The organism is Salipiger sp. PrR007 (assembly GCF_010499845.1).
In the GTDB taxonomy this organism is placed as follows: domain Bacteria; phylum Pseudomonadota; class Alphaproteobacteria; order Rhodobacterales; family Rhodobacteraceae; genus Salipiger; species Salipiger pacificus_A.
Genome location: NZ_JAAGOZ010000039.1, coordinates 151,255 through 173,562, shown reverse-complemented (window position 1 = coordinate 173,562; position 22,308 = coordinate 151,255). Strand labels below are relative to the sequence as shown.

General features: G+C 67.0%; 24 protein-coding genes. 12 read left to right on the top strand and 12 right to left on the bottom strand.

What is annotated here, in order from left to right:
- Positions 1-5: 5 nt before the first annotated feature.
- Positions 6-1,169 carry an isovaleryl-CoA dehydrogenase gene (locus G0Q01_RS17345; protein WP_164195470.1) on the bottom strand — a complete coding sequence of 388 codons (1,164 nt, stop codon included), beginning with the start codon at positions 1,167-1,169 and terminating at the stop codon, positions 6-8.
- Between the two features lie 158 nt (positions 1,170-1,327).
- Between G0Q01_RS17345 and G0Q01_RS17340 the strand changes: the two genes are divergently transcribed.
- Together G0Q01_RS17340 and G0Q01_RS17335 are read left to right on the top strand one after the other, a co-directional pair.
- Positions 1,328-1,810, top strand: coding sequence for a pyridoxamine 5'-phosphate oxidase family protein (locus G0Q01_RS17340; RefSeq protein WP_164195472.1), 483 nt, complete (start codon positions 1,328-1,330; stop codon positions 1,808-1,810).
- Between the two features lie 20 nt (positions 1,811-1,830).
- Positions 1,831-2,298, top strand: coding sequence for a CreA family protein (locus tag G0Q01_RS17335; RefSeq protein WP_164195474.1), 468 nt, complete (start codon positions 1,831-1,833; stop codon positions 2,296-2,298).
- Positions 2,299-2,316: 18 nt separating this feature from the next.
- On the opposite strand, the gene G0Q01_RS17330 is transcribed toward G0Q01_RS17335, so the two are convergent.
- Together G0Q01_RS17330 and dksA are read right to left on the bottom strand one after the other, a co-directional pair.
- Positions 2,317-3,486, bottom strand: coding sequence for an FAD-dependent monooxygenase (locus tag G0Q01_RS17330; protein WP_164213678.1), 1,170 nt, complete (start codon positions 3,484-3,486; stop codon positions 2,317-2,319).
- Between the two features lie 108 nt (positions 3,487-3,594).
- Positions 3,595-4,017: an RNA polymerase-binding protein DksA gene (dksA, locus tag G0Q01_RS17325; RefSeq protein ID WP_108966148.1), complete on the bottom strand. Its 423-nt coding sequence runs from the start codon at positions 4,015-4,017 to the stop codon at positions 3,595-3,597.
- A gap of 271 nt (positions 4,018-4,288) precedes the next feature.
- On the opposite strand from dksA, the gene G0Q01_RS17320 reads away from it, so the two are divergent.
- Both G0Q01_RS17320 and G0Q01_RS17315 read left to right on the top strand, forming a co-directional pair.
- On the top strand, positions 4,289-5,128 hold the full coding sequence (locus G0Q01_RS17320) for a MoxR family ATPase (RefSeq protein WP_108967684.1): 840 nt from the start codon (positions 4,289-4,291) through the stop codon (positions 5,126-5,128).
- A 247-nt stretch (positions 5,129-5,375) separates the two neighbouring features.
- Positions 5,376-6,848 (top strand): DEAD/DEAH box helicase, encoded by a 1,473-nt coding sequence (locus G0Q01_RS17315; protein WP_164195478.1) that lies wholly within the window; start codon positions 5,376-5,378, stop codon positions 6,846-6,848.
- Positions 6,849-6,976: 128 nt separating this feature from the next.
- Here G0Q01_RS17315 and G0Q01_RS17310 read toward each other — a convergent pair whose 3' ends face one another.
- The 3 genes from G0Q01_RS17310 to G0Q01_RS17300 all read right to left on the bottom strand — a co-directional run bounded on the left by G0Q01_RS17310 (position 6,977) and on the right by G0Q01_RS17300 (position 8,261).
- A complete protein-coding gene (locus G0Q01_RS17310; RefSeq protein WP_203595060.1) occupies positions 6,977-7,402 on the bottom strand; it encodes an OsmC family protein in 426 nt (141 codons plus the stop codon).
- 88 nt (positions 7,403-7,490) lie between these two features.
- Positions 7,491-7,793, bottom strand: coding sequence for a SelT/SelW/SelH family protein (locus G0Q01_RS17305; protein WP_164195480.1), 303 nt, complete (start codon positions 7,791-7,793; stop codon positions 7,491-7,493).
- 12 nt (positions 7,794-7,805) lie between these two features.
- Positions 7,806-8,261 (bottom strand): Lrp/AsnC family transcriptional regulator, encoded by a 456-nt coding sequence (locus G0Q01_RS17300; RefSeq protein ID WP_108966154.1) that lies wholly within the window; start codon positions 8,259-8,261, stop codon positions 7,806-7,808.
- A 152-nt stretch (positions 8,262-8,413) separates the two neighbouring features.
- Here G0Q01_RS17300 and G0Q01_RS17295 point away from each other — a divergent pair, with 152 nt between their 5' ends.
- The 5 genes from G0Q01_RS17295 to G0Q01_RS17275 all read left to right on the top strand — a co-directional run bounded on the left by G0Q01_RS17295 (position 8,414) and on the right by G0Q01_RS17275 (position 12,539).
- Positions 8,414-8,719, top strand: a complete 306-nt coding sequence (locus tag G0Q01_RS17295; protein WP_108966156.1) for a DUF2849 domain-containing protein — start codon at positions 8,414-8,416, stop codon at positions 8,717-8,719.
- Between the two features lie 49 nt (positions 8,720-8,768).
- Positions 8,769-10,436, top strand: coding sequence for a nitrite/sulfite reductase (locus G0Q01_RS17290; protein ID WP_164213677.1), 1,668 nt, complete (start codon positions 8,769-8,771; stop codon positions 10,434-10,436).
- Between the two features lie 4 nt (positions 10,437-10,440).
- On the top strand, positions 10,441-11,232 hold the full coding sequence (locus tag G0Q01_RS17285; RefSeq protein ID WP_164195484.1) for a phosphoadenylyl-sulfate reductase: 792 nt from the start codon (positions 10,441-10,443) through the stop codon (positions 11,230-11,232).
- Positions 11,229-11,606 carry a DUF934 domain-containing protein gene (locus G0Q01_RS17280; protein ID WP_164195486.1) on the top strand — a complete coding sequence of 126 codons (378 nt, stop codon included), beginning with the start codon at positions 11,229-11,231 and terminating at the stop codon, positions 11,604-11,606. The genes G0Q01_RS17285 and G0Q01_RS17280 overlap by 4 nt, the downstream gene beginning before the upstream one ends.
- A gap of 69 nt (positions 11,607-11,675) precedes the next feature.
- Positions 11,676-12,539 (top strand): ferredoxin--NADP reductase, encoded by an 864-nt coding sequence (locus G0Q01_RS17275; protein WP_164195488.1) that lies wholly within the window; start codon positions 11,676-11,678, stop codon positions 12,537-12,539.
- Between the two features lie 83 nt (positions 12,540-12,622).
- Here G0Q01_RS17275 and G0Q01_RS17270 read toward each other — a convergent pair whose 3' ends face one another.
- Together G0Q01_RS17270 and G0Q01_RS17265 are read right to left on the bottom strand one after the other, a co-directional pair.
- Positions 12,623-13,264 (bottom strand): hypothetical protein, encoded by a 642-nt coding sequence (locus G0Q01_RS17270; protein ID WP_164195490.1) that lies wholly within the window; start codon positions 13,262-13,264, stop codon positions 12,623-12,625.
- Between the two features lie 132 nt (positions 13,265-13,396).
- Positions 13,397-14,032, bottom strand: a complete 636-nt coding sequence (locus G0Q01_RS17265) for a hypothetical protein (RefSeq protein WP_164195492.1) — start codon at positions 14,030-14,032, stop codon at positions 13,397-13,399.
- A 220-nt stretch (positions 14,033-14,252) separates the two neighbouring features.
- Between G0Q01_RS17265 and infC the strand changes: the two genes are divergently transcribed.
- Positions 14,253-14,798, top strand: coding sequence for a translation initiation factor IF-3 (gene infC / locus G0Q01_RS17260; protein WP_108967690.1), 546 nt, complete (start codon positions 14,253-14,255; stop codon positions 14,796-14,798).
- 139 nt (positions 14,799-14,937) lie between these two features.
- Here infC and G0Q01_RS17255 read toward each other — a convergent pair whose 3' ends face one another.
- From G0Q01_RS17255 to G0Q01_RS17240, 4 genes are all read right to left on the bottom strand, one after another.
- Positions 14,938-15,930, bottom strand: a complete 993-nt coding sequence (locus tag G0Q01_RS17255) for a molybdopterin-binding protein (protein WP_164195494.1) — start codon at positions 15,928-15,930, stop codon at positions 14,938-14,940.
- On the bottom strand, positions 15,927-16,931 hold the full coding sequence (locus G0Q01_RS17250) for an XdhC family protein (protein WP_164195496.1): 1,005 nt from the start codon (positions 16,929-16,931) through the stop codon (positions 15,927-15,929). The genes G0Q01_RS17255 and G0Q01_RS17250 overlap by 4 nt, the downstream gene beginning before the upstream one ends.
- Positions 16,932-16,976: 45 nt before the next feature.
- Positions 16,977-18,203, bottom strand: coding sequence for a DegT/DnrJ/EryC1/StrS aminotransferase family protein (locus G0Q01_RS17245; protein WP_164195499.1), 1,227 nt, complete (start codon positions 18,201-18,203; stop codon positions 16,977-16,979).
- 78 nt (positions 18,204-18,281) lie between these two features.
- Positions 18,282-18,944: an HAD-IA family hydrolase gene (locus G0Q01_RS17240; protein WP_164195501.1), complete on the bottom strand. Its 663-nt coding sequence runs from the start codon at positions 18,942-18,944 to the stop codon at positions 18,282-18,284.
- Between the two features lie 120 nt (positions 18,945-19,064).
- Between G0Q01_RS17240 and glmU the strand changes: the two genes are divergently transcribed.
- Together glmU and glmS are read left to right on the top strand one after the other, a co-directional pair.
- Positions 19,065-20,423: a bifunctional UDP-N-acetylglucosamine diphosphorylase/glucosamine-1-phosphate N-acetyltransferase GlmU gene (gene glmU, locus G0Q01_RS17235; RefSeq protein WP_164195503.1), complete on the top strand. Its 1,359-nt coding sequence runs from the start codon at positions 19,065-19,067 to the stop codon at positions 20,421-20,423.
- A 4-nt stretch (positions 20,424-20,427) separates the two neighbouring features.
- The gene (glmS, locus tag G0Q01_RS17230) at positions 20,428-22,245 is read left to right on the top strand and encodes a glutamine--fructose-6-phosphate transaminase (isomerizing) (protein WP_164195505.1); all 1,818 of its coding nucleotides are present in this window, start codon (positions 20,428-20,430) and stop codon (positions 22,243-22,245) included.
- The last annotated feature ends 63 nt before the right edge of the window (positions 22,246-22,308 follow it).

Here is a 22,308-nt window from a genome sequence, read left to right as displayed (position 1 = left end):
GCTTCTCAGCCCATCGCGTTCATCAGCTCGCGACCCACCAGCATCCGGCGGATTTCCGAGGTACCGGCTCCGATTTCCATCAGCTTGGCATCGCGGAAGAGCCGCGCCACGGGTGCATCGGCAAGGAAGCCCGCGCCGCCCATCGCCTGCACCGCCTGATGCGCCTGCACCATCGCTTGCTCGGAGGCATAGAGGCAGCAGGCCGCGGCGTCCTGCCGGGTGACATCGCCGCGGTCACAGGCCTTGGCGACCTCGTAGACATAGGCGCGGGCCGAATTCATCGCCGTGTACATGTCGGCGATCTTGCCCTGCATGAGCTGGAAATTCCCGATTGGCTGGCCGAACTGCTTGCGCTCGGCCATGTAGGGCATGATCTCGTCGAGACAGGCGGCCATGATGCCCGTGCCGATGCCCGCGAGCACGACGCGCTCGTAGTCGAGCCCCGACATGAGCACCCGCACACCCTTGCCCTCTTCGCCGAGGATGTTCTCGAAGGGCACCTCCACGTCGTCGAAAATCAGCTCGGCGGTGTTCGAGCCGCGCATCCCGAGCTTGTCGAAATGCGGCGAGGTCGAAAAGCCGGTCATGCTCTTCTCGATGAGGAAGGCGGTGATCCCCTTCGACCCGGCGTCGGGGTCGGTCTTGGCGTAGACCACCAGGGTGTCGGCGTCCGGCCCGTTGGTGATCCAGTACTTATTGCCGTTGAGGATGAAGCGGTCGTTCTTCTTCTCGGCGCGCAGCTTCATGCTGACGACGTCCGATCCAGCGTTCGGTTCGGACATGGCAAGCGCACCGACATGCTCTCCCGACACCAGCCCGGGCAAATATTTCGCCTGCTGCTCGGGCGAACCGTTGAGCTTGATCTGGTTGACGCAGAGGTTGGAATGCGCGCCGTAGGAGAGCGAGACCGAGGCCGAGGCGCGGGCGATCTCCTCGACCGCGATGACATGTGCCAGGTAGCCCATGCCCGCCCCGCCGAACTCTTCGGGCACGGTGATGCCCAGAAGGCCCAGCTCGCCCATTTCACGCCACAGCTCGTTCGGGAACACGTTGCCCCGGTCGACCTGCGCCGCCATCGGCTTGACCCGCTCCTGTGCCCAGCGATGCACCATCTCGCGCAGCGCGTTGACGTCTTCTCCAAGGTCAAAGGTCATGACCGCGTTGAACATAAGCTCGCCCCTCCCCGGCGGTTATTGAACGCTTGTTCATATCTAATCCCGCCACACGTCAGCCGTCAACAGCAAAGGCGTGTCACCCTGCCGTGATCTCAAGGAACAGCGCCGCCGAAGGCGCGTTGAGGCGATGACAAACCAAAAGGAGCGACAAGATGGCCAAGGATGACATGAGCGAGCTCAAACAGGACTTCTGGAAACAGCTGAAAGATGTGCGCGCCGGGCTGCTGGCGGCGGACGGCGAACGCCCGGTGCCGATGGCACCGCATGCCGACAAGGAGGAGAATGCCATCTGGTTCATCACCGCCAAAGGCTCGGCCGCGGACCGCGCGGCCAAGAGCAGCGGCGAGGTGAGCTTCCACGTCGCCGACACCAAGGCGCATCTCTACGCCAATATCTACGGCACGGCGGAAATCTCGAACGACGAGGAGAAGCTCGACGAGATCTGGAGCGTGGTCGCCGGCGCCTGGTTCGAGGACGGGCGGGACGACGAGGCTGTGCAGCTGATCAAGATGACCCCGAAAGAGGGAGAGGTCTGGGTCAGCAACGGCGGTGCAAGCTTCCTTTACGAGATCGCCAAGGCACAGATGACGGATGACACGCCCGACGTGGGCGCGCATGGTCGGGTGGTGTTCTGATACTTCCACGGAGACCCGCCATGAAACCCGCCCTCCTCGCGCTGCTGTGTCTGCTGCCCTCTGTGACGCTTGCAGAGCAGGTCGGGGAGGTCGGCGTTGACTGGGTCGGCAACGACATCGAGATCGATGCAATTGCCGACCCGAAGGTGGAGGGCGTAACCTGCCACATCGCCTATTTCGATCGCGGCCTCCTGGACCGGTTGTCCAAGGGCAACTGGTTCGAGGATCCGTCCAATGCCTCGATCTCCTGTCGGCAGACGGGGCCGATCCTGATCGGCGACATTGACCGCGACAAGGATGGCGAGGACGTGTTCCGCGCCTCGCGCTCGATCATTCTCAAGTCGCTGCGGGTGAAACGCATCTATGACGAGAAGAACCAGACGTTGATCTACCTCGCCCATGCGGCGGAGCTGACCGAGGGATCGGCCAAGGTCTCGCTCTCGACGGTGCCGCTTTATGGCACCGATGCGAAATGGGCAGACGAATGAGCGCCTAAGGGTAACGCCTCAGGCGACCCGTGTCGCGTCGTAGCCATAGATCCAGTCAAACTGACCGAGCATGCGCTCTGGCGCGAGGCGGCCGAGCATTCCCATGCCAAGGTGCGCAACCCCGCGCACGAGCGGGTTCTTCAGGTGATATTTCCAAGCATTGCCCGTCGCGGCCGCCACGATCCTGTCGCAGCGGTCCCGGCGGAGCCCTTCGTAGCGCGCCAGCGCTGCCTGCCGGTCGTCGATGGACGACAGGCAGCAGGCAAGCACGAAAGCATCCTCCAGCGCCATGTTCGCGCCCTGCGCCATGAACGGCAGCGTGGGGTGCGCCGCATCCCCGAGGAGCGCCGTGCCCTCGCCGTACCAGCGCCGCGCCACGGGGTGGCGGAAGAGCCCCCAGAGCCCGGGGCGGTCCACCGCGGCGAGAAGTTGCGGGACATCGCCGCCGAACCCGGCAAAGGCAGCGCGCAGGTTGGCCGGATCGTCGAATTGCGACCAGCCTTCCTCGGTCCAGCCGCGGCGCTCTTCGGCGGCCACGAGGTTGACCATCCTGCCGCCGCGCAGCGGGTAGCTCACCAGATGACGCCCCGGCCCCATGTGGACCCGCGCCTCGGGCGGATGGCCGGTGAGATTGGGCACCACAGCGCGCCAGGCGACCTGGCCGGTGAAGAAGGGTGCCGCCACGCCGTTGAGTGCGCTGCGCAGCACCGAGTGCAGCCCGTCGGCCCCGACCACCAGGTCGGCGGAGCAGGAATCGCCATTGGCCATCTCCAGCCGCGCCGGCGTGCCCGGGTGCACCGCCGAGACCTTCTGCAACAGCCGCACCTGCGCGCCCGCCTCGCGCGCCGCCTGCGACAGCAGTCCGATAAGGTCGGCGCGGTGGACGAAGTGATACTCCGAGTCCGCCGGGAGCCGGCCGAGATCGAGCCGCAGCACCTCGGCGCCCCGACGATGGTCGCGCAGTGACACCGCCCGGGCCCGGCAGGCACCGGCGCGCAGGTCGTCGGCCAGACCCAAGGCCGCGATGACCCGCAGCCCGTTGGGGCTGATCTGCAGGCCCGCGCCGACCTCCGAGATCGCCTCGGCCTGCTCCAGCACGCGCACCTCGAAGCCGCGCTGGCGCAGCGCCAGCGCCGCGGCGAACCCGCCGATGCCCCCTCCGATGATCGTGACTGACTTGCCCGGCACGCCGCCGCTCCCGCTAAAGGCGAAAAAGGAAAACGCCGGAGCCAATGGCCCCGGCGTCCTGTCTTGTCAAGCTATTACACCCCGACCGCTGGCCGGGACACCGCCGGGTCAGTCGTCGCGATGCACCTTCTCACGGCGTTCGTGGCGCTCCTGCGCCTCGAGGCTCATGGTGGCGATCGGACGCGCATCCAGCCGCTTGAGGCTGATCGGCTCGCCGGTCACTTCGCAGTAGCCGTATTCTCCCTCCTCGATCCGGCGCAGCGCCGAGTCGATCTTGGAGACCAGCTTGCGCTGACGGTCACGGGTGCGCAGTTCAAGCGCGCGGTCGGTCTCTTCGCTGGCACGATCGGTCACGTCGGGAATGTTCCGGGTGGCTTCCTGCAGCGCCTCGATCGTATCGCGGCTTTCGGCGAGGATGTCGTTTTTCCACGCGAGCAACTTGCGGCGGAAATACTCCGTCTGACGCTCGTTCATGAAAGGTTCGTCTTCGGCCGGACGGTAATCGTCGGGCAGAAAAGTCTCGGACTTCATTTCTGCTCCCTCTTCATAACCGGTGTCCGGCGAGGAAATCCTGACCGGAACCGGTACCCCTTGCGAGGCTGCTGTTATCCTACCCACCCCCCCATGTCACTACACAATGGGATAGGTCGCGGACGAATCTTCGGCAGCTGCTCATTTTGTAACCGCCGTGTGACAGCGCCTTTCCAAAGCGGCTTCAAAGGCCGCTTGAAGCGAAGTTTGCGGGGCTCTATCCCTCTCTGGGACAGACGCGGAGGAGCGCCCCATGACCGAGCAGCCCAGCCTGAACTTCCAGGGCACCGAGGCCTATGTTGCCACCGAGGATCTGACCATGGCGGTCAACGCCGCGATCACCCTCGAGCGGCCACTGCTGGTCAAGGGCGAGCCGGGCACCGGCAAGACCGAGCTGGCACGGCAGGTCTCTCTGGCGCTCGGCCTGCCGATGCTCGAATGGTCGATCAAGTCCACCACCCGCGCCCAGCAGGGGCTTTACGAGTATGACGCGGTCAGCAGGCTGCGCGACAGCCAGCTCGGCGAGGAACGGGTGCATGACATCGGCAATTACATCCGCAAGGGCAAGCTCTGGCAGGCCTTCGAGGCGCCGGGCAAGGTGGTGTTGCTGATCGACGAGATCGACAAGGCCGATATCGAGTTCCCCAACGACCTGTTGCAGGAACTCGACCGCATGGAGTTCCACGTCTACGAGACCGGAGAGACGGTCCGCGCCCGCCAACGCCCGATCGTCATCATCACCTCGAACAACGAAAAGGAGCTGCCCGACGCCTTCCTGCGCCGCTGCTTCTTCCACTACATCCGCTTTCCCGATGAAGAGACCCTGCGCCGCATCGTCGAGGTCCACCACCCCGGCATCAAGCCTGCCCTGCTGACCGAGGCTCTGACCCAGTTCTACGAGCTGCGCGAGCAGCCGGGGCTGAAGAAGAAGCCCTCGACCTCCGAGGTGCTCGACTGGCTCAAGCTGTTGCTGGCCGAGGACCTGGACGCCGCCGATCTGCGCCGCGACGGGGCGGACGCCCTGCCCAAGCTGCACGGCGCGCTTTTGAAGAACGAACAGGACGTCCATCTTTTCGAGCGGCTCGCTTTCATGGCCCGGCGGCAGCGCTGAGTCCCTGCCGCCGTGGAAGATTCCTGCGAATGCGCCTACCAAAACGTCGCGAATCCGTGTCCCCGGCGCCTCAGAACTGGCTGAAACAGCCCTTTTCGCCGCCCAAACCCCCTACAGATTGACCTTTCCCGTCTGTTTCCGGTACAAGCCCGCATCATGGCTGCCCTCGGGCGGCTCTTTCGGGCCATCCGGGCCCTTCATCAGACGCGCGGGCCACGTTCAAGAGTCCGCATTGCATCGGACCTACATGACCAAGTTTACCGACCTAAACCTGAACCCCAAGGTGCTGAAAGCCATCGAAGAGGCGGGCTACGAAACGCCCACGCCGATCCAGGCAGGCGCCATTCCCCCCGCGCTCGAGGGCCGCGACGTGTTGGGCATCGCCCAGACCGGCACCGGCAAGACCGCGTCCTTCACGCTGCCGATGATCACCCTGCTGGCGCGCGGCCGCGCCCGGGCACGGATGCCGCGCAGCCTTGTGCTCTGCCCGACGCGCGAGCTCGCGGCGCAGGTCGCCGAGAACTTCGATGTCTATACCAAGCACCTCAAGCTGACCAAGGCGCTGCTGATCGGCGGCGTCTCGTTCAAGGAGCAGGAGCAGCTGATCGACAAGGGCGTCGATGTGCTGATCGCCACCCCGGGCCGCCTTCTGGACCATTTCGAGCGCGGCAAGCTGCTGCTCACCGGCGTGCAGATCATGGTGGTCGACGAGGCCGACCGGATGCTCGACATGGGTTTCATCCCCGACATCGAGCGGATCTTCTCGCTGACGCCCTTCACCCGGCAGACGCTGTTCTTCTCGGCCACCATGGCGCCCGAGATCGAACGCATCACCAACACCTTCCTGTCCGGCCCCGAGCGCATCGAAGTCGCCCGGCAGGCGACGGCGTCCGAGACGATCGAGCAGGGCGCAGTCTTCTTCAAGGCCTCGCGCAAGGATCGCGAAGCCTCCGAGAAGCGCGCCGTGCTGCGCGCGCTGATCGACAAGGAAGGCGATGCCTGCACCAATGCGATCATCTTCTGCAACCGCAAGGTCGACGTCGATATTGTCGCCAAGTCGCTGAAGAAATACGGCTACAACGCCTCGCCGATCCACGGCGATCTCGACCAGTCGCAGCGCACCCGCACGCTCGACGGGTTCCGTGACGGCTCGGTCCGTCTGCTGATCGCCTCCGACGTGGCCGCGCGCGGGCTCGATGTGCCCTCGGTCAGCCACGTGTTCAACTTCGACGTGCCGAGCCACGCCGAGGATTACGTTCACCGCATTGGCCGCACCGGCCGTGCCGGGCGCAAGGGCAAGGCCTTCACCATCGTCGTGCCGAAGGACGAAAAGAACTTCGAGGAAGTCGAGAAGCTGCTCCAGAAAGAAATCCCCCGCGTCGATTCGCCGGTCCGCGGCACCCCTGTCTCGGACGCACCGGTCACGCAGGACGAGGAAAAGCCCGCCAGGCGCAGCCGGTCTCGCTCGCGCCGCTCGGAGCGCAGCGATGCCGCGCCCAAGGTCGATGCGGCTCCGAAGGCCGAGGCCGTCGCCGAGGCCCCCACACCGGCACCCGCGCCCGCACCGGAGGTGGCCGAGCGGCAGGAACGTGCTCCGCGCAACAGCGACAAGCCCCGCGGCCGTGGCCGCAAGGGCGAGCGCGAAGGCACTGTCGTGGGCATGGGCGATCACATGCCCGAGTTCATCGCGCTCAGCTTCGAGCAGCGTCGCGCAAGCTGAAGCGGTCTCATCCCGATACGAAAGAGCCGCCCCTCGGGGCGGCTCTTTGCGTCTGGGATATTGTTCAGCGCCGGGGCTTATTCCGGAGGCAAGCGCGAGGGGCCCCGCCTCTCGCGTCCTGCGCCAGGTCAGGCCAGCGTCGCATCCATGGTGATCTCGGCGTTGAGCAGCTTGGAGATCGGGCAGCCGGCCTTGGCCTTGTTCGCCGCCTCCATGAAGGTCTCCTCGCTGGCGCCGGGGATCGAAGCGGTCAGCTTCAGGTGGCTCTTGGTCACCGAGAAGCCGCCATCGTCCTGTTCCAGCGTGACCGTGGCGACGGTGGAGATGTCGTCGGCCTTGAGGTCGTAGTCGCCGAGGATGTTGCTCAGCGCCATCGAGAAGCAGCTGGCGTGGGCCGCGGCGATCAACTCCTCGGGGTTGGTGCCCGCCTCGTCGCCGAAGCGCTTGTTGAACCCGTAGTTCTGCTTGTTCAGCACGCCGGACTCGGTCGAGACGGTGCCCGTCCCATCCTTGAGCCCGCCCTGCCAGTTCGCGGATCCGCTCTTGTTGATCATCTTTTGGGTCTCCCTCTTTCTGCCCGCATGGGGCTCTGGTCGCCAACCTAGCGCAGCAGGGCGCGAGGTCACGCCTGTCGGAAAAACTTCATGTTCCGGCGCCGGTCGGCCGGTCGGAATGGCCGAGGTCGCGCGTGGGGTCGATAACATCGCGCAGGCGCTGCTTGATCACCTTGGGCTCGGGGAAGCCGCCGTCGCGCTTGCGCTCCCAGAGCAGCACGCCGTCTACAGAGATCTCGTAGACCCCGCCGTAACCGGGGACCAAGGTCACGCCGCCAAGGTCCTGCCCGAAGGTCTGCAACACCTCCTGCGCCATCCAACCGGCGCGCAGGAGCCAATTGCAGCCGGTGCAATAGGTGATGGAAACCTGCGGTTTCGGCGCATTGGTCATGGTGCGGCCTCCTCAGAGCGGCAGCGCGTTGGTGTTCTTGATCTCTTCCATCGAGAGCAGCGCGGTCACGTTGTAGACCTTCACCTCGGAAATCAGCGCCTGATAGAAGACATCGTAGGCGCGGGCATTTTTAACCCGCACCTTGAGGATATAGTCGATCTCGCCGGCGAGGCGATGCGCCTCCATCACCTCGGGCCGCTCGCGCAGTGCCTTGAGGAACTTGCGCTGCCAGTCGGCCTCGTGCTCGGAGGTGCGGATCAGCACGAAGAAACAGGCCTCGAAGCCCAGCTTCTCGGGGTCGGGGATCACCACCTGCGGGCCGATGATCCCGGCCTCGCGCATCTTGCGGATGCGATTCCAAACCGGGGTCTTTGATGACCCCACGGCACGGGCGATCTCGTCCAGCGAGCGCCCCGCGTCCTCCTGCAGTTCCAGAAGGATTTTCCGGTCGGTCTCGTCGATGGACATGGCTGTTCCGCCCTTTCGCCTGCGTTGGAACGTCTGCACCATCCTTAACCACAGGACGGGACGTATGTCCTTATATTTCCGCCCCTCTGGCCGCAAGGGGGGACAAAATTCTATATTGAATGGCAACGAACCCCCTCCCGGAGTGTATCCCGATGCCGAAGCCCTTCACGCCCAAGGTCGTCACCGCCAACGCGCTGATCGAAGGCGACGTGATCTACCTCGCAGCCGATGACAGCTGGGTGCGCGATCTTGCCAAGGCCGAGGTGATCACCGACGAGGCCATTGCGCAGATGCGCCTTCTGGACGCGCAGGCGCGCGCCGCCGAGACGGTGGGCGTCTACCTCGCCGACGTCAAGCTGGGGGCCAACGGCGCCGAGCCGACGCACTTCCGCGAGGATTTCCGCCGCACCGGCCCCTCGAACTATTTCCACGGCAAGCAGGCCGAAGCCGACGCCTGACCCGGCGCCTTCCCCCACGCAGCGACCAGGCCAGACGCAGGAGACCCAGATGTACCGCTACACAGAGTTCGACACCGCCTTCATCCAGGAACGCAACCGCCAGTTCCGTTCCCAAGTCGAGCGCCGCATCGCCGGCAACCTCACCGAGGACGAGTTCAAGCCGCTGCGCCTGATGAACGGTCTCTACCTGCAACTGCATGCCTACATGCTGCGCGTGGCGATCCCCTATGGCACCCTGTCGAGCGCGCAGATGCGCCAGCTCGCGCTGCTGGCCGAGAAGTGGGACAAGGGCTACGGCCATTTCACCACGCGCCAGAACATCCAGTACAACTGGCCGAAGCTCTCGGACGTGCCGGACATGCTCGACGCGCTGGCCGAGGTGAACCTGCACGCCATCCAGACCTCGGGCAACACCATCCGCAATGTGACCGCGGACCATTTCGCTGGCGCCGCCGCCGACGAGATCGCCGACCCGCGCCCGGTGGCCGAGCTGCTGCGGCAATGGTCGACCGATCACCCCGAATTCCAGTTCCTGCCGCGCAAGTTCAAGATCGCCGTCACCGGCGCGCCGAACGACCGCGCGGTGATCAAGGCGCATGACATCGGCATCGAGATCGTCACGAAGGACGGTCAGGTCGGCTACCGCGTGCTCGTCGGCGGCGGCCTCGGCCGCACCCCTATGATCGGCAAGGTGCTTTCGGATTTCGTGGCGCAGGATGACCTGCTGCCCTTCGTCGAGGCCACCGTCTCCGTCTGGAACCTGCTCGGCCGCCGCGACAACAAGTACAAGGCGCGCATCAAGATCACCGTGCACGAGCACGGGATCGAGGAAATCCAGCGCCTCGTCGCCGAGCGCTTTGCCGAGACCAAGGCGGCCTTCAACGGTGCCGACCTTGATCTCTTCGAAGAGATCAAGGAAAGCTTCGGCGCGCCCGCGTTCCGCGATGCCCCCGAGGACGACTTCGCCGCGGCCTATGACGCCGACCCGGTGTTCCGCTCCTGGGCCGACACCAACCTCGCCGAGCACAAGGCGCCCGGCTATGCCATCGTGCAGGTCTCGCTCAAGGCGCATGGCCAGACGCCGGGCGATGCCTCGGCCGAGCAGATGCGCGTGCTGGCGGATCTGGCCGAGCGCTTCGGCCACGACGAGCTGCGCATCAGCCACGAGCAGAACGTGATCCTGCCGCATGTGCATAAGTCGGACCTGCCGCAGCTGCACCAGATCCTCAAGGCGCATGGGCTCGCGACTGCCAACATCGGCAAGATCAGCGATATCATCGCCTGCCCCGGCATGGATTACTGCGCGCTGGCCACGGCCCGCTCGATCCCGATCGCCACGCAGATCGCCACCCGGTTCGACGAGCTCAAGACCGAGCACGAGATCGGCGACCTGAAGATCAAGATCTCGGGCTGCATCAACGCCTGCGGCCACCACCACGTGGGCCATATCGGCATCCTCGGGCTGGATCGCGGCGGCGTCGAGACCTATCAGATCACTCTCGGCGGCGATGCCACCGAGACCGCCGCGCTCGGCGAGCGCACCGGTCCGGGTTTCTCCTACGAAGAGATCGTGCCCGCCATCGAGCGGCTGGTGGACGCCTATCTCGAGCAGCGCGAGAGCCCCGAGGAGACCTTCCTGCAGGCCTATCGCCGGCTCGGCATGGCGCCCTTCAAGGAAGCGCTCTACGAGACCGAGAAGAACGCCGAGGCAGCCTGAGGCGATGACCCTCCAACTGCCTCCCAACACGCCCGAAACAGGCGCGAAGGCTCTGCTGCCCGATGAGCTGGCAGAGCTGCGCGCCCGGGTCGACGCGCTCAATGCGCGCTACCGGCACCACGGCGCGACCGCGGTTCTGGAGGGGGCCCTGCGCGATCCCGAGGCAGGGCGCATCGCCATGGTCTCGTCCTTCGGGGCGGAATCGGTGGCGCTGCTGCACCTCGTGGCGGTGGTGGATCGCACCACTCCGGTGCTGTTCATCGACACGCGGCTGCTCTTTGCCGAGACGCTGGAGTACCAGCTCGAGATCTCCGAACGGCTGCGGCTGTCGGACGTGCGGGTGATCCGCACAGACGAGGCGCTGCTGCAGTCCCGCGACCCCTACGGCGCGCTGCGCTTTTCGGACAAGGACGCCTGCTGCGCCCTGCGCAAGACCTTCCCGCTCGAGCAGGCGCTCGGCGGGTTCGACGGCTGGATCACCGGGCGCAAGCGCTACCAGTCGAAGACCCGCGCAGGGCTCGAGTTCTTCGAGCTCGAAGAGGAAACCGGGCGCATCAAGGTGAACCCTATGGCGCATTGGGCGCCCGAGGACATCGGCGCCTACATGGACGAGAACCGCCTGCCCCGGCACCCGCTGGTGGCGCAGGGCTACCCCTCGATCGGCTGCGCGCCCTGCACCAGCAAGGTCGCGCCCGGAGAGGACCCCCGCGCCGGACGCTGGCGCGGCGAAGACAAGGTTGAATGCGGCATCCATTTCATCAATGGCCAGGCCGTGAGAGAAGGACAGAGCCAATGACCGTCATCGTGACCGACGAGGGCTTCGGCCCCGACACCTGGGAAGCTCAGGACGCCCCCGTGCTGGACCTGCCCTCCGACACCGACCCCGCGGCGCTGGAAGTTCCGCACAACACCACGCATGTCCGCATTGCCTTCCCGAGCTTCGCCGATGGGCGCGGCTTCACGCTGGCACGCCTGCTGCGCCTGCGCGGCTTCACCGGCACGCTGCGCGCCGCCGGTCACGTGATCTCGGACCAATACGCCATGGCCCGCCGTTCGGGCTTCGACGAGGTCGAGATCTCGGACGAGCTGGCCGCCCGCCAGCCAGAGGACGAGTGGAAATTCCGCGCGGACTGGCAAAAGCACGACTACCAGTCGCGGGTGCGCGGCTAAGACGCCTTTCCCCTGACCTGCATCACAGATATAGCCAAGGGACCGGCTGATCGGCCGGCAAGAGATACAATGACAGAGTTGAAACCCGTGAACGAAGCCACCGCAGCGAAAGCCGACGCGCCGAAGAAGATGGTGCTTCCCGACGCCCAGAGTGTCACCTTCGTGAAGCACTGGACCGACCGGCTTTTCTCTTTCCGCGTCACCCGCCCTGCTAGCCTGCGCTTCCGTTCGGGCGAATTCGTGATGATCGGCCTGATGGGCGATCCCGATCCGAAGACCGGCAAGCAGAAGCCGCTGCTGCGCGCCTATTCCATCGCCTCGCCTTCCTGGGACGAGGAGCTGGAATTCTACTCGATCAAGGTGCAGGACGGCCCGCTCACCTCAAAACTGCAGCATATCCAAGTGGGCGACGAAGTCATCCTGCGCCCCAAGCCCGTCGGCACGCTGGTGCATGACGCGCTGCTGCCCGGCAAGCGCATCTGGTTCTTTGCCACCGGCACCGGCTTTGCGCCCTTCGCCTCGCTGCTGCGCGAGCCGCAGACCTACGAGGATTACGACGAGGTCATCATCACCCACACCTGCCGCGAGGCGGGCGAGCTGGAATACGGGGCCGCGCTGATCGAGAGCCTGAAGACCGACGAGTTGCTGAACGAGCTGATCGGCGAAGGCTTCTGGAAGAAGATCAAGTACTATCCGACGACCACCCGCGAAGAGAGCCCGAAGATGGGCCGCATCACCGACCTGATGCGCTCGGGCGAGGCCTTTGCCGATCTTGGCGTGGCGCCGCTGAACCCCGAGACCGACCGTGCGATGATCTGCGGCAACCTCGCCTTCAACCTCGAGCTGAAGCAGATGTTCGAGGACTATGGCCTCGAAGAGGGCGCCAACTCGGACCCCAAGCATTACGTGGTGGAGAAGGCTTTCCTCGACTGAGGCGCCCCACCCGGCAACAAGGAAAGCCCCGGCACAACCGGGGCTTTTTGCGTTGCGCGCGCCGCGTAAGACGCGCGTGGCGGTCAGCCGCGGCCCGTTTCCTTGAAGCTCTGCCGCTCAGCCGAAGGGTCGAGCGCGATCAGCAGCAGCGCGGCGGAGAGTGCCAGCAGGCACGCCGCCGTGTAGATCGACATCGCCTCGACGACGGGCAAGGCCCACGGCGAGCCGCGGTGGAAATCATGCACGAAGAGCACTGCCACGATGCCCGATAGCCCCGCCGTGCCCGAGAGCATCGGAACCTCGGCCCGGTTCAGCCGCGGGCTGCACAGCCCGGCAAGCCCGAGCGCCGCGACAAGGATGCCGGCAATCGTGCCCGGCGACATGCGGTCCGTAAACGCGCGGCTTTCGGCCAACACGTCGAAGCCGCCATTCCCGAGCGGGATGACGATGGAATTTGTCAGCGCCACAGCCGCCGCGATGCCCGCGCAGGCCAGCACCGCGCCGCGGGGCGCCGATCGCTGCAGGTGGATGAGGATCCCCGAGAACAGGAGAGCAAAGCTGATCGCCGTGCTCGGCACCATGGCCGCGCGGTACGGCGCACCGCGCACCAGCACCTCGACCCCGAACTGCCAGCCCGCCAGAACAGTCCCCACCACGCACAACGCGATGATCGAAAGGAGCATAGGAACGCCGCGGTGCGGCAGCTCGGTTCTCTGGAAAGCCATACTGGTCTGTCTCGGAGCGGAAGCGGTATTCGGAGGGTTACGGCATAATAAATCGCGTGGATCACGCCGCGCCAGAAGGAAATCCGGCACGGACTAGATATTTCGTGTCAGCCGGGCGACGGGTCCCGGCGGTCAGAGACCGAGCCGCTCGCGCGCCTCTTCAAGCACCGCCGCAAGCTGCTCCGGCGCGTCCTTCACCGTAGCCAGCGCGGATTTGGTCGCCTCCTTGGCAGCAAAGCCGAGGTCGGATTGCTCAATGTAAGCGACGGCCTTGTCGTAATCGAAGCCCTCGACGGTGAAGAGCTCGCGCAGCTGTGCGTCGGTCATCCGGGCCACCTCGGCCCCGGTGTCGGAGGCGCTGTTCATCGCATCCCCCGCCGCGGTGCCGGCCGTGTCCATCGTGCTCTCGGCCGAGGCCATGGCGTCCCTGGTGGTATCTGTCACCGCATCCGCCGCGCCCTGCACGGTGTCCGCAGCCTTGCCCGCCGCATCGGAAATCGCCGCCATCGCGTCATCGGCGGCCTCGCCCGCCTTGTCCATGGCCTCGCGCCCCGCAGCCGCCGCATCGTCGGCCGCCTGCTCGAGCGTCTCGTCGGCTCTTTCGGCCGCGGCCTCCGCCTCGGTGCCCGCGTTGTCCATGGGGTCATCTACGGCGCCGGTCACCGCCTGGTCGCTCTCGACGGGAATGCCATCGTCGCCGCTGCGCATGCCGAAAACCAGGATGCCGATCAGCACAATGGCCCCGACGATCAGAATCGCTTGTCTCATCTCAGATATCTCCAGTCTCGCATGAGTGTCGCGTCGGTGTGAGATAGGCATTCACATTGCCATGATCACCCGCTGGTCGGGGCATCGGCAGCGCATCGCGCACCCGATGAGCGGGTTGAGGCCCGACTTCCCCTCTGTTTCGGCCAATTGCCGCTTGAAACACCCGTCCCGCAGCACTATTTTGCGCGCCTACGAGACACGGCAACAAAGGACGAAAACCATAGCTCGCAGACCTCACAACGCGCCCCCGACGCGCGACACCGGCCCCCGCGTAAACGACCGCATCCGGGCTCCCGAAATCCGCCTGATCGGCGCCGAGGGTGAAAACCTGGGCGTGCAGACCCCTGCGCGCGCGCTGGAGATGGCCGAGGAAGCCGGTCTCGACCTGGTCGAGATCTCGCCCAACGCCAAGCCGCCCGTCTGCAAGATCATGGACTTCGGCAAGTTCAAGTACGAACAGCAGAAGCGTGAGAGCGATGCGCGCAAGAAGCAGAAGACCATCGAGGTCAAGGAAGTGAAATTCCGCCCCGGCACCGACACGCACGACTATGACGTCAAGATGCGCAACGTGCTGAAGTTCCTCGAAGGCGGTGACAAGGTGAAGATCACCCTGCGCTTCCGCGGCCGCGAGATGGCGCACCAGAACCTTGGCCGTGAACTGCTCGAGCGCGTGGCGGAAGACGTCAAGGAAGTGGGCAAGGTCGAGAACATGCCCAAGATGGAAGGCCGCCAGATGGTCATGATGATCGGTCCGGCTGCCAAGTAACGACCGATCCGTGATCCGGAAACGGGTCCGACGAGGGAAACCCGCCGCGCTGCCGCCGGCGGGTTTTGCTTTGTCTTGGGGTTTCGGTCGCGCTGTGCCGGGACGCTCTCTTTTGGATGACCCCGCGGGTGCGGTGCCCTCAGGCCTCGCGCGGGCGCGGACGGGAGGGCGGTTCTTTCAGCAGGCCTCCGACGCCCATGGCGGCGATGTCCCCGGGGGTCACGGTCTGACCGCAGATCAGCCGCTCGAGCACCCAATCCGCTCCGTTGATCGCTGGCGAGCGGGCGCAGCCGGGCAGGCCCACCACCGGGCGCGCGCCGAGGCGGCCGAAGAAGAGCAGGTTGCCGGGATCGACCGGCATGCCGAAATGGCTGACCTCCCCCCCCGCCGCGCGCAGCGCCTCGGGCGCGACGTCGTGCAGGTCGGAGGTCGCCGAGCCGGTCAGGATCAGAAGGATGTCACCCGGCGCTTCGCGAAGCGCCTGTGCCAGAGGATCGGTCCGGTGCGGCACAAGAACCCGCGGGCCGAGCGCGGTGCCGAAGCGCTCGAGCCGCGCGCGGGTGGCGCGGCGGCCCTTGTCGCCGGGATCGCCGCCCACCTCGGTCTCGATCAGCGTGGCGGACTTGGCCACCGGCCCGTGTAGGCGCAGCGCCCCGCCCCGGGCGGCGGCGCAGGCGGCCGCGAGCGCGGCCTCGGGCACGGCGTAGGAGATGATCTTCACCGTCGCCACCATCGCCCGCGGCGCGCAGCGCTGCCACGGGCGCAGGGTCGCGACCGTGATCATCGGGTGCACCGCGTTGACCGCATCGATCCGCGCGGCATCAACCTCGAGCACGCCGGGACCGAGCGCGTGCAGGTTGACCCGCCCCGTTGTTGCCGCACCGATGCGCAGCTGAGCGGCTTCTGGATCGGGCAGCAGCGCCTCGGCGAGCCGCCGCGCCGCCCTGTCCTCGGCCACGTCCCCGGGCTCGAGCCGCGCGACGATCACCTCGGAAAGCCCCGCCTCGCGCATCCTGCCGAGGTCCGCCGCTGTCAGCATGTGGCCCTTCTTCAGCTTCCCGCCAGTCAGCGCGACGGAATGCGCCAGTATCGCGCCCTCGGCCTCGGCCAGCGCCACGGGGCCGAATTTCATGCGCCCTTCCTCAGCACGCGGGTCATCTCGGCAAGGATCGACACGGCGATCTCGGCAGGGCCCGAGGCACCGATATCAAGCCCGATGGGCCCGTGGATGAGCGCGATCTCTGCCTCGGTGAACCCCGCCTCGGAAAGCCGCGTCACGCGCTTTGCATGGGTGCGGGTGGAGCCGAGCGCGCCGATATAGAAGACCTTCGAGCGCAGCGCCGCCTCGATGGCGGGATCGTCGAGCTTTGGGTCGTGGGTCAGCAGCACCAGAGCGGTGCGGGTATCGAGGCCCAGCTTCGTCACCGCCTCGTCGGGCCAGTCGTCGAGGATCGTCTCGCCGGGAAAGCGCGCCTCTGAGCCGAAGGCGCCGCGCGGGTCGATCAGCACCGGGTCGTAGCCGGCGATGCGCGCCATGGGCAGCAGCGCCTGCGCGATATGCACCGCGCCGACGACCAGCAGCCGCAGCGGCGGATTGTGGATGGCGACGAAGGTGCGGCTCTCTTCGACGAACCCCGAACGGTCCATGCGAAAGGCCGTCTCGTGCCCGGCGTAGGCGAGCGTGCGCTGCTGGCTGTCGAGGTCGACCACATAGGCCACGGGGGTGCGGGCGGCGCGGGCCTCGCAAAGCTCGGCGAGCAGCGCCTCGGGCAGCGCCGCGCCGACCGGCTCGACCAGCACGCGGATGGTGCCGCCGCAGGCGAGGCCGACGGCGAAGGCATCATCGTCCGAGACGCCGAATTCCAGCTCGCGGGACTTGCCCTCGTCGAGCGCCTCAAGCGCCTCGACGATCACCGCCCCCTCGACGCAGCCACCGGAGACCGACCCCTCGATCTCTCCGCTGCCGGAGATGGCGAGCTGCGCGCCGGTGCGGCGCGGCGCCGAACCCCAGGTCTGGATCACCGTGGCGAGCGCGGCCTTGCGGCCCTCGCGGTGCCAGGCGAGGGCGGTTTCGGGGATGGCGTCGAAGTCCTGGATGGACGTCGCCTTCGGGTCTGTCGTGTGCTTGGTCATCACAAACGCTCCTTCGCGTCCGGTCTGGGTCTTGATCCGCGCCGCTCAGCCGGCCTGCTGGTAGACCGCCGAGACCTCGGCGCGGATGATGCGGGCGATGAGCGCGCAATCCTCGAGGCTGAAGGTCAGCGGCAGGCGCATGTCGAGGATCCCCGTGAGAATACGATCGGTGGCGGGCATCGGTTCCGAAGGCGCATAACGCCAGCTGTCGTAGCGCGAGGTGAAGGCCACCGGTTCGGCGCCGCCGAACCACTTCAACTCGACCCCGCGCGCGGCGCAGCGGGAGAGCACCTCTTGGATCGCCTCGGGTGCCCAGTCGAGCAGCAGCGCCTGGATCGAGGAGCCGACGAAGCGCTCGGGCTCGGGCCGCTCGATCAGCGTAAGGCCCGGCGTGCCCCGCAGGCCCGCCTCAAGCACGCGGTAGCGGTCGTTCCAGCGCTCGATCTGCGCCGAGAGGTCGGCAAGTTGCGGCCGCAGCAGCGCGGCGCGCAGGTTGTCCATCCGGCCCGAGACGTTGGGGGTGAGGTATTTCACACGTTCGAAGGCCTCTGGCCCCGGTGCCGCAAGATGCCGCTCGTAGAGCATGTAGCTGCCCGACAGCATCACCGCACGGGCGGCCAGGTCCTCATCGTCGGTGACCAGGAAGCCGCCCTCGCCCGAGTTCATGTGCTTGTAGGTCTGTGTCGAGTAGCAGCCAATGGCGCCGTGCCGCCCCGAGGGCGTTCCGTTCCAGGAGGCCCCCATGGTGTGGGCGCAATCCTCGACGACCTGCACGCCCGCAGCGTCGCAGAGCGTCATCAGCCGGTCCATGTCGCAGATGTGCCCGCGCATGTGGCTGAGCATCAGCACCCGCGCCTGCGGCAGCTTGGCGGCGAGATCGTGGAGATCGATCACCAGCCCCTCGGTCACCCCGACGAAGACCGGCACCGCTCCGAGCGCGGCAATCGCCCCCGGCACCGGCGCCAGGGTAAAGGCATTGGTCAGAACCTTGTCGCCGGGCTGAACCCCGAGCGCGCGCAGGGCGCAGCCGAGCGCGTAGCCGCCCGAGGCCACCGCCACGCAGTAGCGCGCGCCGGTGAAAGCGGCGAATTCCTGTTCGAGCAGCGCGACGTCGGAGGTCTCTCCGGCGGCGGTGTTGTAACGGTGCAGCCGGCCATGGCGCATCACCGCCAGCGCGGCCTCGATCCCGGCTTCGGGGATGGGCTCCTGCTGGGTGAAGCTGCCGGTGAAACGTTCGGCAGTGAGGGTCTCGGTCTTCGGGTGCTCGGTCATGGGGCATTGATGCGCCCGCGCTGCCGCGCGGTCAATGCGCAAGGGCACACACCGATCTGCGCGCGCCTGCCGTGCGCCTCAGCCGATGAGCCGCGCCACCGCCCCGGCGAGCTCGTCGAAATGGCCGATCATCGCCTCGGGGTCCAGCGCCGAGACGGCATCGCCGTCGGGGCCGAAGCCGACAAGGATGCAGGGCACGCCCGCCGCCCTTGCCGTGTTGCGGTCGGTTGCCGTGTCGCCGACCAGCAGGCTCTGCGCCACCTGCCCGCCCGCACGTTCCACCGCCGCGACATAGGGCGCGGGGTCGGGCTTGCGCACCGGCAACGTGTCGGCCCCGATCAGCGCATCGAAATGCCCGCGGGCGCCCATGCGCTGCATCAGCGTCTCGGCCAGCCCTTCGGGCTTGTTGGTGCAGATGCTGACCTTGTAACCCGCCTCGCGCAGCCCCTGCACAGCGTCCAGCGCGCCGGGGTAGAAGCGGGTGTAGCGGTCGATGGCCTCGCCGTAGACCGTCAGCAGCTCGGGATACCAGCGGGCGATAAGCTCTTCGGAGAAGGTCCCGGCGCGGTCGAGCCCGGCGGTGAGCATGGCCCGCCCGCCCTTCACCGCGATGCCCGCGTCGAGCGCCGGGTCAAGCCGCACCTCGAGCCCCATGCCCTCGAAGCAGGCATTGGCGGCGGCGATCAGGTCGCCGCTGGTGTCGGCAAGCGTGCCATCGAGATCGAAGACCACCGTACGCATTCCGCTTGTCCCTTTCGCCGCGCCCTGTCACAGGCTGAAATCCAACGTGACCCGGGGCACCTTGCCCCCCTGCCCCAAGCGGATAAAACGGGCGCAGGCAGAAGACAAACAGGAAACCGCATGAGCCTCGCCCTGATCCTCCTTGCCGCAGGCAAGGGCACCCGCATGGAGTCCGATCTCCCCAAGGTCCTCCACCGCCTCGCCCAGGCCCCGCTGCTGTGGCACGCGCTGCGCGCCGGTCAGGCGCTCGAGCCCGCGCGGTCGGTGGTGGTGGCCGGGCACGGCGCCGAGGCGGTCGAGGCCTCGACCGCCGATTTCGCCCCCGAGGCGCAGGTGGTGATCCAGCAAGAGCAGCTCGGCACCGCCCATGCCGTGGCCCAGGCCCGCCCCGCGCTCGAGGGGTTCGAGGGCGACGCGCTGGTGCTCTACGGCGATACGCCCTTTATCACCGAGGCGACGCTGGAGGCGATGCGCGAGGCCCGCGCCAAGCATGACGTCGTGGTGTTGGGCTTCGAGGCCGCGGATCCGGGCCGCTACGGGCGGCTGGTGACCGAGGGCGACGCGCTGCAGCGCATCGTCGAGTTCAAGGACGCCTCCGAAACCGAGCGCGCCATCACCCTGTGCAACTCGGGCGTGGTCTGCGCGGACAGCAAGACCCTCTTCGACCTGATCGACGCCGTGGGCAACGACAATGCGTCGGGGGAATATTACCTCACCGACATCGTCGAGATCGCGCGGTCGCGCGGCCTTTCGGCTGGGGTCGTGCGCTGCGACGAAGCCGAGACTCTGGGCATCAATTCCCGCGCCGAGCTGCGCGCCGCCGAGGCCGCCTTCCAGGCCCGCAAGCGCGCAGAGCTGCTGGACGAGGGCGTGCTGATGAGCGCTCCCGAGACGGTGTTCTTTGCCTGGGACACCTACGTCGGCCGCGACGCAGAGATCGAGCCCAACGTGGTCTTCGGCCCCAGCGTGACGGTCGAGACCGGCGCGCGTATTCGTGCCTTCAGCCATCTCGAGGGGTGCCACGTCAGCCGCGGCGCCATCGTCGGCCCCTATGCCCGCCTGCGCCCCGGCGCCGAGCTGGCCGAAGAGGTGCACGTGGGCAACTTCGTCGAGGTGAAGAACGCCTATCTGGCGGAAGGCGTGAAGGCCAACCACCTCACCTATATCGGCGACGCCGACATCGGCGAGCGCACCAACATCGGTGCGGGCACGATCACCTGCAACTACGACGGTTTCTTCAAGCACCGCACCACCATTGGCAAGAATGCCTTCATCGGCTCGGACACCATGCTGGTCGCGCCGGTGACCGTCGGCGACGGCGCGATGACCGGCTCGGGGTCGGTGGTGACCGAGGACGTCCCCGCCGGCGCACTTGCGCTCGGTCGGACGAAACAGGTGACCAAGCCGGGGTTTGCCACCAGGCTGCGCGACATGCTGAAGGCCAAGAAGGCGGCGCAACAGACCGCCAAAGGAGACTAAGACCATGTGCGGAATCGTCGGCGTCCTGGGCAAGCACGAGGTTGCCCCCATGCTGGTCGAGGCGCTGAAACGCCTCGAGTACCGCGGTTATGACAGCGCGGGTATCGCCACGGTGAACGGCGGCCTGCTCGACCGCCGCCGCGCCGTCGGCAAGCTGGTGAACCTGCAGGACCTGCTGGTGCACGACCCGCTCGCGGGCAAGGCGGGCATCGGCCACACCCGGTGGGCCACCCATGGCGCCCCGACCGAGCGCAACGCGCACCCGCACCGCGCGGGCAAGGTCTCGGTCGTGCACAACGGCATCATCGAGAACTTCCGCGAACTGCGCGCCGAGTTGGCCGATCAGGGCCTCGCCCCCGAGACCGAGACCGACACCGAGACCGTCGCCATGCTGGTCTCGCACTACCTCGCCAGCGGCCTCGGCCCGGTCGAGGCGGCGTCCAAGGCGCTCGGACGGCTGGAGGGGGCCTTTGCCCTGGCCTTCCTCTTCGACGGCGAGGAAGACCTCATCGTCGCCGCCCGCAAGGGCTCGCCGCTGGCCATCGGCCACGGTGACGGCGAGATGTTCGTGGGCAGCGACGCCATCGCGCTCGCCCCGATGACCGATCGCATCACCTACCTCGAAGAGGGTGACTGGGCCGTGGTCACCCGCGCCGGGGCGAAGATCTTCGACGAGTCCGGCGCGCCGGTGCAGCGCGAGGAAAAACGCGTACGGCTCGACCAGACGCAGGTCGACAAGGCCGGCTACAAGCACTTCATGGCCAAGGAGATCGCCCAGCAGCCGACCGTGCTGGCCGAGGCGCTGGGGGCCTACCTGAACGGCGACGAGATCGTCCTGCCCTCCCCGGGCCTCGATTTCGCCGAGGTCGACCGGCTCGTCCTGGTCGCCTGCGGCACGGCCTATTACGCTTGCCTCACTGCCAAATACTGGTTCGAGAAGCTCGCCCGCATTCCGGTGGAGGTCGATATCGCCTCGGAGTTCCGCTACCGCGAGCCCCCCGTCACCAAGGGCACCGTCGCGCTCTTCGCCAGCCAGTCGGGCGAGACCGCCGACACGCTGGCCGCGCTGCGCTACTGCGCCGGACGGGCAGACCGGATCGTCTCGGTGGTCAACGTCGAGACCTCGACCATCGCCCGTGAAAGCGATCTGGCGCTGCCGATCCACGCCGGGGTCGAGGTCGGTGTCGCCTCGACCAAGGCCTTCACCTGCCAGCTCAACGTGCTCCTGCTGCTCGCCATCAAGGCGGCCGAGGCGCGCGGGCACATGGAAGCTGCCGAGAAGTCCGAGCTGCTGGCGCAGCTCCGCGCGCTGCCGGGCCTCTTCAACGCGGCGCTCGACCGCGACGGCGCCATCGCGGACGCCGCGCGGAAGATCTCCGAGGCCCGCGACGTGCTCTTCCTCGGCCGCGGCATGATGTATCCGCTGGCGCTCGAAGGCGCGCTGAAGCTGAAGGAAATCAGCTATATCCACGCCGAGGCCTATGCGAGCGGAGAGCTGAAGCACGGGCCGATCGCGCTGATCGACAAGTCGGTGCCAGTGATCGTCATGGCGCCGCGCGACGGGCTCTTCGACAAAACCGTCTCGAACATGCAGGAGGTCATGGCCCGCGGCGGCAAGGTCTGCCTGATCTCGGACGCGCGCGGCATCGAGGAGGCCGGGGACGGCATCTGGCAGAGCATCACCCTGCCCGAGGTGGACGAGCGCCTCGCGCCGCTCCTCTATGCCCTGCCCGCGCAGCTGCTGGCCTACCACGCCGCCATTGCCAAGGGCACCGATGTGGACCAGCCGCGCAACCTCGCGAAATCCGTGACGGTGGAATAACCCGCCCCGCCCGCTGCGCGGATCGCCACGGGACATTCAGACCAAAAAGAAAGCCCCGGACGT

What these genes read in the sequence shown, in the direction of transcription:
- glmS (WP_164195505.1), top strand. Translation starts at nt 20,428, where the DNA reads ATGTGCGGAATCGTCGGCGTCCTGGGCAAGCACGAGGTTGCCCCCATG.
- G0Q01_RS17250 (WP_164195496.1), bottom strand. Translation starts at nt 16,931, where the DNA reads ATGACCAAGCACACGACAGACCCGAAGGCGACGTCCATCCAGGACTTC.
- G0Q01_RS17240 (WP_164195501.1), bottom strand. Translation starts at nt 18,944, where the DNA reads ATGCGTACGGTGGTCTTCGATCTCGATGGCACGCTTGCCGACACCAGC.
- dksA (WP_108966148.1), bottom strand. Translation starts at nt 4,017, where the DNA reads ATGAAGTCCGAGACTTTTCTGCCCGACGATTACCGTCCGGCCGAAGAC.
- G0Q01_RS17285 (WP_164195484.1), top strand. Translation starts at nt 10,441, where the DNA reads ATGACCCTCCAACTGCCTCCCAACACGCCCGAAACAGGCGCGAAGGCT.
- G0Q01_RS17345 (WP_164195470.1), bottom strand. Translation starts at nt 1,169, where the DNA reads ATGTTCAACGCGGTCATGACCTTTGACCTTGGAGAAGACGTCAACGCG.
- G0Q01_RS17270 (WP_164195490.1), bottom strand. Translation starts at nt 13,264, where the DNA reads ATGGCTTTCCAGAGAACCGAGCTGCCGCACCGCGGCGTTCCTATGCTC.
- G0Q01_RS17295 (WP_108966156.1), top strand. Translation starts at nt 8,414, where the DNA reads ATGCCGAAGCCCTTCACGCCCAAGGTCGTCACCGCCAACGCGCTGATC.
- G0Q01_RS17315 (WP_164195478.1), top strand. Translation starts at nt 5,376, where the DNA reads ATGACCAAGTTTACCGACCTAAACCTGAACCCCAAGGTGCTGAAAGCC.
- G0Q01_RS17280 (WP_164195486.1), top strand. Translation starts at nt 11,229, where the DNA reads ATGACCGTCATCGTGACCGACGAGGGCTTCGGCCCCGACACCTGGGAA.
- G0Q01_RS17265 (WP_164195492.1), bottom strand. Translation starts at nt 14,032, where the DNA reads ATGAGACAAGCGATTCTGATCGTCGGGGCCATTGTGCTGATCGGCATC.
- G0Q01_RS17305 (WP_164195480.1), bottom strand. Translation starts at nt 7,793, where the DNA reads ATGACCAATGCGCCGAAACCGCAGGTTTCCATCACCTATTGCACCGGC.
- G0Q01_RS17335 (WP_164195474.1), top strand. Translation starts at nt 1,831, where the DNA reads ATGAAACCCGCCCTCCTCGCGCTGCTGTGTCTGCTGCCCTCTGTGACG.
- glmU (WP_164195503.1), top strand. Translation starts at nt 19,065, where the DNA reads ATGAGCCTCGCCCTGATCCTCCTTGCCGCAGGCAAGGGCACCCGCATG.
- G0Q01_RS17255 (WP_164195494.1), bottom strand. Translation starts at nt 15,930, where the DNA reads ATGAAATTCGGCCCCGTGGCGCTGGCCGAGGCCGAGGGCGCGATACTG.
- G0Q01_RS17245 (WP_164195499.1), bottom strand. Translation starts at nt 18,203, where the DNA reads ATGACCGAGCACCCGAAGACCGAGACCCTCACTGCCGAACGTTTCACC.
- G0Q01_RS17290 (WP_164213677.1), top strand. Translation starts at nt 8,769, where the DNA reads ATGTACCGCTACACAGAGTTCGACACCGCCTTCATCCAGGAACGCAAC.
- G0Q01_RS17310 (WP_203595060.1), bottom strand. Translation starts at nt 7,402, where the DNA reads ATGATCAACAAGAGCGGATCCGCGAACTGGCAGGGCGGGCTCAAGGAT.
- G0Q01_RS17340 (WP_164195472.1), top strand. Translation starts at nt 1,328, where the DNA reads ATGGCCAAGGATGACATGAGCGAGCTCAAACAGGACTTCTGGAAACAG.
- G0Q01_RS17275 (WP_164195488.1), top strand. Translation starts at nt 11,676, where the DNA reads ATGACAGAGTTGAAACCCGTGAACGAAGCCACCGCAGCGAAAGCCGAC.
- G0Q01_RS17300 (WP_108966154.1), bottom strand. Translation starts at nt 8,261, where the DNA reads ATGTCCATCGACGAGACCGACCGGAAAATCCTTCTGGAACTGCAGGAG.